Below are 10,867 nucleotides of genomic sequence, written 5' to 3'. Positions count from 1 at the left end.
CGCAACCACCAGACCCGAGACACCTGCAGCAAGGGTCGCGCCGTCGTTCAGCGCGATGCCGGCAGCGCCAGCCGCGGTATTGGTGAGCAGCGTCACCGTGCTGCCCGAGACGTTGATGCCAAGGCCACCCGAGAAGGTGTTGTTGCCGCCCAAGATCAGATTGCCAGTGCCAATTGTCGAAATCGAACCGACACCACTGATCACGCCATTGAGCTGGAACGTACCTGAACCCTGATCAATCCGGCCGCCAGCCAACGTTGCAATGGTGTTGGTCATAACGAGCCCGCTGACGCCAGCCTGCAGGATCGTACCACCGGCCATGTTGAGTTGGCCGGTGCCGAGCGCCGTGTTGGTACCAACGTTGATTGTGCCGAAGTTGAGGTTGGTTGGACCAGTGTAGGTGTTGCTGTTGTTGAGTGTCAGCGTGCCGGTGCCGATCTTGTTCATCGGGCCGGTGCCGCTCACAACGCCACCCAGCGTCATGCCGAAGGCTTGCGTATCGATTGTGCTAGAACCGTTCAGGATGACGTTGTTCGCCAGCGCCACCGTCGTTCCGGCCTGGAGCGTCGTTGCCCCGGCCATTGTCAGCGAAGCCGTGCCGAGTGCGGAGTCGTTGCCAACATTGATCGTGCCAACGTTAAGCAGCGTGCCGCCCGAGTAGGTGTTCGCATTATTGAGCGTCAGCATACCGCTGCCGATCTTGGTCATCTGACCACCACCGGACACGATGCCGTTCAGCGTCATGTTGTTCGCTTGCGTGTCGAGCGTCGAGTTGCCGACCAGCGCGACATCATTCGCCAAAACGACAGTTGCGCCGGCCTGCAGCGTGGTACCCGCGTTCAGGGCCACGTTGCCGGTGCCGAGGGCGTTGTTGACGGTGACGTTTACGGTGCCGCCGGTGACCGTAGTGCCGCCCGAATAGCTGTTGCTGTTATTGGTCAGGAACAGTGTGCCGCTGCCGTTCTTGGTGACCGCACCGCTGCCGGTGAGGACGCCGTTGAGCGTCAACCCGAAGGTCTGGGTGTCGACCGTCGACGCACCGTTGAAGGCGACGTCATTGGCAAGCGCAACGGTGGCACCAGCGCGCAGCGTCGTGCCGCTCGCCATCGTCACCGGCCCAGCGCCGAGCGCGGTATTGGTGAACGCCGTCACCATGCCGTCCTGGATGTCGAGGCTGGCGAAGCTGTTGTTGCCGCCGAGGTTGAGGTTGCCCGTCAACTGCTTAGCAAGCGCCGCGCCGGTAATGTCGCTGTTGATCGTCGCATCGGTCACGCCGACGGCAATGAAGCCGGCGGTCGTGGCGTTGAGTGTGCCACTGTTGAGGACATAGTTGTTGGTCGTGAATTCAAGACCCTGGAAGTTCTGTGTGCCGCTGACGGTGACCGTACCGGTCGCGCCCGCAAACACCGCAATGCCGCTCTGCCAGTTGGTGTTGAGGCCGTAAGGCGACGAGCTCCAGTTCGAGTTCCCGGCGTTCCAGGTGCCGTTGCCGCCATCATCGGTGCCGTTACCGACCGTGTCGGTGCCCTGCCAATGCTGGATCATCGTGCCAGGGTTGGCGACGAGGAGGTTGACCTGCCCGGGGATCAGCGTCGCCTGCACCACACCGGTGAAGCCACCGGGCAGTGAACTGACCGTCAGGCCATTGTCGGTGATGCCGCCGGTGTAAGTGAACAGCTGATAGACGCCGAGGCCGAAGCCCGGACCAGTGCCCGGATCGGTAACGTTGAGCAGACCGTCGAGGGTGATGTTGCCGTTGACGATGATGAGATCATTGTCGGGCAGACCCGAAACGTTCGGCGCGCCGAATTCGAAGTTGAGATTCGAGGTGGCGTTCAGTGTCAGGTCGCCGACCGTCAGCACGCCGACCGTCGCACCGGTCAGCTGACCGGCGAACAGCGTGGCGCCAGCGCCAACGTCAACCGCACCAACCAGCGTACCGCTACCACCAAGAGCAGCGCCGGTCGTGACCGAAGTCAGCCCGGTGCCGTTGTTGGTGCCGTTGACGAGCAATGTGCCCGTCGTGACGTTGGTCGCGCCAGCATAGCTGTTCGTACCCGTCAGCGTCAGCGTGCCTGCGCCAGCCTTGTCGAAGCCGCCAGTCCCGCCGAGTGCGCCCGACAGCGTCAAGTCGTTGCCGTTGGTGTCAATCGTCGTGCTGCCGGTGAGGTCAACTGCATTGGCGACGGTGAAAGTGCCACCCGCCTGCAACGTCGTACCTGTCGCCATGTTGAGCGCGCCGCCACTGAGGGCCGCTGCATTGCCGACGTTGATGGTGCCGACATTCAGGTTGGTCACGCCCGCAAAAGTGTTGGCGCCGGTCAGCGTCAGAATGCCGACACCGATCTTGTTGAGATCGGTCGCACTCGCACCGCCGATGATACCGCTCAGCGTCAGGTCGTTGCCGTTGGTGTCAACCGTCGTGCTGCCCGTCAGGTCGACGGCGTTGGCGATGGTCAACGTGCCACCTGCCTGCAACGTCGTACCCGTGGCCATGTTGAGCGCGCCGGAGCTGAGCGCCGTGGCACTGCCAACGTTGAGCGTGCCGGCGTTGAGGTTGGTCACGCCCGCATAGGTATTGGCGCCGTTGAGGACCAGCGTGCCGGTACCGTTCTTGTTGAGGTCGGTCGAACCTGCGCCGCTGATGACACCGTTCAAGGTCAGCGTGTTGCTGTGGTCATCGAAAACCGTGCTGCCGTTCAATACGATGTTGTTGGCAGCGGTAACGCCGGACGCCGCTTCAATGCTGGTGCCCGTCGCCATCGTGACGGTGCCGGCACCCAGTGCGGTGTTGGTGGAGATCAGCACACCGCCTGCCTGAATGTCGAGGCTGGCAAAGCTGTTGTTACCACCAAGGCCGGTGACGCTGGTGCCCTGCTTGGCAAGCGCGGCACCGGTGATGTCGCTGTCGATCTGCGTGCCCGCAACGTTATCGGAGATAAAGCCGCCGCTGACCGTATTGTTAAGCGTGCCGCCAGTGAGCGTGTAGCCAGCTGTGCCGAACTGCAGGCCCTGGAAATTCTGCGTGCCGACCACAGTGACTGTGCCCGTCGCACCACCGAAGACGGCAACGCCGCTCTGCCAGTTGGTGTTGAGGCCCCAAGGTGACGCGCTCCAATTGGTGTTCGCGGCGTTCCACGTGCCGGTACCGCCATCATTGGTGCCATTGCCGACGAGATCAGCGCCCTGCCAATCCTGCACCATCACGCCGGGGGCGGTGATAACGAGGTTGACCTGACCGCTGATCGAGGTCTGGACGAAGCCGTTGAATGTCGGCGGCAGCGCGGCGACGGTCAAGCCGTTGTTGGTCAGCACACCGCCATAGGTCATCAATTGATAGACCCCGAGTCCGAAGCCCGCGCCGGTGCCCGGATCGGTCACGGTCAGCAGGCCATCAAGCGTCAGATTGTTGGTGACGATCACCAGATCGTTGTTGGCGCCACCGCTGATGTTCGGATCGCCCAGTTCCCAATTGAGAACCGAGCTGCCGAGCAACGACAGCGAGCCGACCGTCAGCGTGCCAGGGCTGTTGCCCGGGGCCAGCGTACCGCCGTTGGCGATCGAAACTGCACCCGTGATGCTGCCCGAACCGCCGAGCGTCGCGCCATTGGCGACGGTGACCGCACCGGCGCCGTTGTTGGCACCGTTGACGAGCAGCGTGCCCGCGCCAACGTTGGTGGTGCCGCTATAGGTGTTGGTACCGGTCAGCGTCAGCACCTCTGTGCCGACCTTATCGAAGCCGTTGGCACCCGAGATCGCGCCCGACAGCGTCAAGTCAGGGCCAACGCCCAGAGTGCCGCCACCGATCGAAATCAGCGTGCTGGTGAGATCAATGTCGTTAGCGAGCGTCAGCGGGGCGCCGGGTTGGCCGATCAGCCAGCTGTTGAAGCCGAGCGAAACGGTACCGGTACCGAACGCCGAACTGGTGCCCGCACCAAGGATACCGTTCGAGAACGTTGTGCCGCCGCTGTAGCTGTTATTGCCAAGCAGAATCAGGGCGCCCGAGTTGACGTTGGTCAGCGAGCCGGTGCCCGAAATGTCGCCGAACAGCCCCAAAGCCGCACCGTTAGACGAGAAGGTGCTGAGGATCGGGTTCATCGACAGCGAAGTGCCGAGCAGATCGACCGTCACGGCACCGTTCAGCACCATGTCATTGCCGACAAGTCGCGGGAAACCACCGACGACCGGCGCGGCGCCGGCGATCAGCGTGGTGTTGTTTTCCATCGTGACGATGTTGGTGGCGCCGGCATCACCGAACGCCGCGTTTGTGCCAAGGCGGACAGCGCCCTGAATGATGTGGACCGCACCCGAGTTGGTGTTGATGTTGTTGAGGTACAGTTCACCCGTGCCATTCTTCGACAGGTCGCCGCTGCCCGAAACCACACCGTCAAGCTGCAGCGTGCCGGTGTTGTCGATGGCACCATTTGCCGTCAGAATGATGTTGCGTGTGGTGACGAAACCGGCAGTGGTGATGAGCTGGCCGTTGCCGGTGTTGTCGAAGGTCACGCTGGTGCCCGACGCGCCGAGGTTGGCATCGGCGCCAACCCGCACGCTGCCGTCACCGATGAAGGTGCCGCCGGCATAGCTGTTGGTGGCACTGAGGGCGAGCAGGCCGGCGCCTTCTTTGCGCAGGCTGCCGGTGCCGTCGACCGCGCCCGCGAGGAAGAGGTTGTTGCCCATCGTGTCAAAGATGTTGGCGTTGGTCAGCGTGAACTGGCGCAAAGTCGAGATTGTGCCGCTGGTTTCCAACGTCGAATTGTCCATGGCGACGGCGCTGAATGCACCCAGCGCGCTGTCGGCGCCAATCTGGACAATGGCGTTGGTGATCTTGGTGCCACCGGTGTAGCTGCTGCCGCTGGCCAGAATCAGACGCCCGCCGACGCCCGAATCGGTCAGCTTGAGCGGCTGGGCATTCGGACCGGGGTTGTCACCAATGGTGCCGTTCAGCGTGAACTGCTGGCCACCGGCATCGATCGTCGCGTTGCTGCTCACGCGAATGGTCTGGCCGATCGCGCGCGGACCGTTGATCGCAACAATGGCTGCGCCGTTCTTGATGTCGAGGAAATTGGTGCCCGATGCATCGCCGAACGCGGCGTCGTTGCCGACACCGATCGTTCCGGCGCGAACCGAGAAGATACCCGAAAGCGTGCTGCTGCCGGTCAGGTCGAGCTGGCCAGTGCCAATCTTGTCCAGCGGGCGCGAGCCACCCAGTTCGCTGATGTTGCCAGACTGCGTTGCCAAATCGGTGCCCGCAACGTTGAGCTGGGTCGTCGCACTGTTGACCACCAGCGGCGAGATGACAGTAATGCCGTTGGCATAGGTGATGATCGAACCCTGGGTTTCGATCGAACCCGTGCCGCTGGCGTTGCTGTTGCCCAGATACAATTCGCCATGCTTGATGACGATGCCGCCCGAGAAGCCGCTGTTGTCGCCGTTCAATTCGAGACGACCGCCCGAACCCGGGACGCCCGAAGTGGGGTTGGTACCGTCATAGGTCAGCTTGCCGGTGCCGGTGATATCGCCGATCAGGCCGATGTGCTGGGCCCCAATCACGATCTGGCCTGCAGCAGTCATGGTAATCGGCGCGCTCGACAGCGAGAATCCGGCTGCGGTCAGATCGAGCGTACCATTGCCGGCCCCTGCGAAGACCAGCGCGTCGCCGATCGTTGCGCCGTTGCCGGCGCCGATTGCCAAAGTTCCGTCGTTGATCGTCGTGGTGCCGACGTAACCCGACATGTCGCCGTTGAGCGTCAGCCTGCCCGAGCCGGCCTTGGTCAAGCCGCCGCCGGTGATGAGACCGGTCAGGCTGATGGTGTTACCGGCAGTATCGATGGTGCTGCCGGCACCGAGATCAACATCACGCGCGCTGCTGGTCGAACCCGAATAGGCCAGCGTACCGCTGGTGACGTATACCTTGTTGGCAGCGTTGCCGAGATTGGCATCACTCGCGATCGACAGCACGCCGCCGCCGCTGATGTGGACATCGCCGGTGAAGCTGTTGCCGGCGTTGCCGAGCACAAGCGTGCCGGCGCCGGTCTGGTTGAGGTTGCCGGTGCCGCCGATGAGGCCCGTAAGCGTCAGCGTCGTCGAGACGTCGGGGGCGAAATTGGCGAAGCTGGTCAGCGTGATGGCACGGCCCGACGTGAAGGTTGCGGTCGTCTGCAGCGTGCTCGAATCGATGGCAAGCGCACCCGCGGCGGCGCCAAGGGCGGTGTTGCCGCCGATGATCACGGTGACGCCGTTCTGAAGCGCCGTCCCGCCGGTATAGGTGTTGCCGACGGCGAGCGTGATATCGCCCGAGCCGCCGGTATCGTCGAGCGTCAGCGGGCCCGAACCCGAAATCACGCCAGTGTAGGACGTCGAATAGCCGCCGGCATCGATCGTTGCCGCACCGCCAAGGTCGATGTCATTGCTAATGGTCAGGCCGGCGGCGTTCGCCACCAGCGTCGTGCCGGTCGCCATGGTCAGAGCACCACCGACGCCGAGTGCATTATCGTTGCCGATGCCGAGCGTGCCGCCGTTGAGGTGGACGTCGCCGGTGAAGCTGTTGTTGCCGCCGAGGTTGAGCGTCGAACCGGCATAGTCGATGTCGAGTGCGGTACCGATGCCGCTGATCACCGAATCGATCGTCGTGGTGATACCCGAGTCAGCCTTGATCAGCGATGAAGCCGCGCCATTGAGCGTGCCGCCGGTAAGGATGTAGCCGTCGGTGAGCTTGAAATACAGGCTGGTAAAGTTCTGTGTGCCCGAAACGGTAACCGTGCCCTGCGCCGCAGTGAATACCGCGTCGATGCCATTCCACACGCCATTGGTGGTGCCGCTGGCATCGGTCCAGTTGGTCAAAACGGCATTCCAGGTGCCGCTGCCGCCTTCGACACTGGTCGAATCGAGGTGCGGGCCATCCCAATACTGGGTGATGTTGCCGGTGACTTGAAGCTTGACGATACCGGCGACCGAAACGTCAACGCCGAAGAACACGCCCGGCAGGCTGCCGATCGGCGTCACAATCAGGCCATTGTCGGTCAGGTTGCCGAGGCCCGGGGTGTAGGTGAACAGCGTGTACGTGCCGAGACCGAAGCCGCTGAGGTTGTTGATGTTGAGCGTGCCGTCGAGGATCAGCGTGCCATTGATGGCGACCTGATCGTTGGTGCCGGGCGCGGCGAAATCCCAGTTGAGCAGCGCGCCGCTGCTCAGGTTGAGGTTGCCGACCGTCAGCGTGCCAATGCTGTTGGCGACGGTAGCGTCGCCGGGGTTGATGATGCCGCCGTTGAGGACGTCGTTGCTACCCAAGATGTTTGTGATGGTGCCGGTACCAGCGATGGTGCCGCCGCCCAGTACGACAGTATCAATTGTCGTCAGGTCGCCTGTAAGATTTGCGGTTCCCGAAACAAAGAGCGTGCCAACTCGGCTGAAGCCACTCGTGCTGGCCAGCGTAACAATGCCCGAACCATAGACTTCAAGCGCGGCGTTGCCGACCGGATCGTCAATGTCGCCGTTGAGCACGATGTCATTCGCGCCACCGACATAGTTGTACGTCGCCGGCACGATGCCGATGTTCTGCGCCAGCGTCACCGAAGCACTGCTGCTCAGCGTGCCGCCGTCAAGAACCAGCGTTGCCGAGTTTGCACCGATCGAGTTGGCATCACCTACGACGAGCTCGGTGCCCGAAATCGTCAGGGTGCCGGTGTAGGTGTTGGCACCGGCGATATCGAATTCGGTTGCGTTGGTCAGGACGAGGTTGCGCGGGAAGGTGGCCGGAGCGATGTCCGAAATCACGCCATTGAGCGCGACGCTGGCAGCGCCGCCGCCATCGATGGTGTTGGTCGGGCCGAAGCCCGAAACCTGGATGTCATTGCTCAGCGACGAGACGCCCTGCAGGCCGAGCGTGCCGCTGTGCATGATGATGGTGCCGCCGCCGGTGGCGGCTTCGCTGGTGACATCGACTTCGCCGCCGCTGATCGCGAGCGCGAGGAAGCTATTGCTGACGTTCGACAGTGTCAGCGTGCCGGTTCCGACCTTGTTGACCAGACCAGCGCCGGTGATGGCGCCCGAAATGCCGCCGCTGAAGCCGTTGGTGTCGATGTTGCCATTGGCAGTCATCGTCATGTCGCGGGTGAAGGTCGTGGCGTTGGCGAACTGCAGCGTTGCGCCGGGGCCAGCGAATTCGAGCGCACCGACGCCGAGGTTGGCGTCGGCACCGGCGATCAGGAGCGCGCCGGCGCCGATCGACGTGCTGGCGTGCGTGTTGGTGCCGGTCAGCTGCAAATAGCCGCCAGCGTTGATGACGTTGAGGATACCGCCGGTGATGTTGCCAGCCAGCGTCAAGTTATCGGTAAGGGCATCGGCCGAAGTGCCCGAGATAAAGATGGCATTGGGCAGAACGACGCCCGGATTATAGCCATGGAGCGCGGTGCCGTCACCGAGCGTCAGGTCTCCGCCGGCAACACCGCCGAGCGAATTGTTCTGCCCGACGTAGAGTTCACCGGTGCCAACCTCAGTGCCGCCAGTGTAGCTGTTGTTGCCAAAGAGCGTGAGGATCTGCCCGTTGCCCTTGACCAGCTTGCCGGGGCCATCGATGTTGCCCGCAACCTCGAATACAAAGACGTTGTCGCCAATCGTCGACAGACCATTGATCGTGATGTCATTGGGCAGCGTGTAAATCGTAAGGCCATTGACGCCGCCGAGGTGAGTGCCACCGGCCATGACGACCGCGCCGGTGCCGAGTGCGTCATTGTCGTCGATGTTGATCGCGCCGGCGTTGATGTTGGTGCCACCGGTGAAGTCGCTGGCCTGCGTCAGGATGAGCGTGCCGCTGCCGTCCTTGTTGATCGCGCCGGCAACGAGACCATTATCGTGCACCGCGCCGTTCAGCGTCAGGTCGTTGGTGCCGGTATCGATGATCGACGTCGGGGCGATAGAGACATCGTTGTTGAACGATAGCGTCGCGCCGGCAATCAGCTTGGTGCCATCGCTGAGCAAAATCGCGCCGGTACCGAAGACGTCACTGGCATTGGCCTGAACCGCGCCATCGTTAACCACGGTATCGCCGCTGTAGGTATTGCCGCTGTTCGTCAGAATCAGCGTACCGAAGCCGTGCATGGTGAGATTCGAGGCGCCCGAAACCATGCCGGAGAGGGTAAAGTCTTCGCCATTAGTATCGATACCGCCACCCGACAGAATCACGTCACGCGTCAGATCGAGGCCGGGATTGCCCGCCTTGAGCTCACCGCCAGCGAGTGTCACGGTGCCGCCAGTGCCGAAGCCTTGCGAATTCGCAAGGTTAAGCGTGCCAGCGTTAACAGCGCTGTTGCCAGTGAAGGTATTCGCGGCGTTGAGCGTCAGCGTGCCCGCACCCAGCTTGGTCAGACCGCCGGTACCGACGATGACATTGCTGAGGTTCAGTGTGTTGGCCGCGCTGTCAATGTCGAAGCCACCGCCGCCGGCATTAAGCGTGATAGGGCGGCTGGTCGAGGTGAAGCTGGTACCCGTAATCTGCAGCGTTCCGCCGTCGAAATCGAGCGGCGCGGTAATGCCGAGATTCGGTGATGAGCTGACCGACAGCGTGCCGCCATTGATCGAGGTGCCAATCGAATAAGTGCTGGTTGTCGACGTGAGCGTGAGCTTACCCGCGCCCACCTTGACCAGCGAACCCTTGTTGGCGGCGGAGCCATTGTTGATCGGGCCGCTAAGCGTCATGTCGTTACCGTTGGTGTCAACGGTCAGAATGTCATTGCCGGTGGCACCGACATTGAAACGGTTGGCGATGACAAGATTAGCAGCGCCCGCCTTGAGGGTCGTATCATGGTTGATGCGAACAATGGCGGTCGCGCCGGTACCGAAGGCGTTGTTGTTGCCAGCAGTCAACGTGCCACCGTCCGAAATTGTTGCGCCGGTGAAGCCGCTGTTATTTCCGTTCAATACGAGCTCACCAAGGCTGGCGTTTAGCCAGAGGCTCTGGCTGCCCGAAATCGTGCCGTTGAGCGTGATGATGTCATTCGCTCCGAGCGGCTGAACTGAGAAGGTGCCGCCGCCGAGGACGAAATTATTCGATAGCACCGCCGAATGGGTGCCAGTGAACAGGCTGATACGCGCAGCCGACGTTGTCTCGAACGTTGCAAGCGAGCCGCCGAGCGTATCAATAGCACCCGCGCCGAGCGTCGCTTCGCCAACATTGATCGTGCCGCCGCCCGACCCGCTGCCAACAAGGAAACCGCCGGTGAAGCCAGTGTTGACCCCGGTAATGTTCATGATCGACGAGGTGAATTTCAGAATGCGGGCGCTACCGCTGATCGTGCCAGAAAGAATCGTATTGTTCGACAGGATACGGCTGTCGGCAATCACATTGATGTTATTGGCTAGCGTAAGCGTGATGCCGGTGGCAGCAATCTGGCCACCATTGAGGGTGATGGTGCCGGTACCGAATGAGGTATTGGTGCCAAAGCCGAGGATGCCGTCATTAACGATGGTGCCGCCAGTGTAGGTGCTGGCGCCATTGAGGTTTTGACGGTCCGCGCCGTTCTTGATGACTGAAATCTGATTGGCGATGTCCGTTTCGAGGATGCCGCCGGTCATCGTGAATGGGCCGCCCGAGGTTACGTCGAACGTCAAAGTGGCAGGGCTGCCACCACCCGTGTTGGTGACATTGCCGGCACCGGTTCGACTGCTCACTGTTTGGTTGGAACCACCGAGGTTTAGCGCCTGGGCGTGCGCCGCCATCGGGGAGAGGAGCACCGCGCTGCCGAGCAGCATTGCAGTCAGCGAGCCGCCGTGACGCCGGAACCCGTTGTTTTCGCGGCGATTCGCGAGAACGACCGGTGCGACGTTCGAACGTGATGCAATCATTTTAAAGCCCCTCAGACACGTGTAG

1 protein-coding gene is annotated in these 10,867 nt (G+C 62.2%); it reads right to left on the bottom strand.

What is annotated here, in order from left to right; all coding sequences use genetic code 11:
• On the bottom strand, positions 1–10,842 hold a 10,842-nt coding region (locus EUV02_RS15435), incomplete at its 3' end, for a beta strand repeat-containing protein (protein ID WP_166430657.1).
• Between the last annotated feature and the right edge of the window lie 25 nt (positions 10,843–10,867).

This window comes from Glacieibacterium arshaanense, assembly GCF_004681125.1.
Lineage (GTDB): Bacteria > Pseudomonadota > Alphaproteobacteria > Sphingomonadales > Sphingomonadaceae > Polymorphobacter_A > Polymorphobacter_A arshaanense.
The sequence above is the reverse complement of the archived record's forward strand: the minus strand, read 5'-3'. Positions and strand labels throughout refer to the sequence as shown.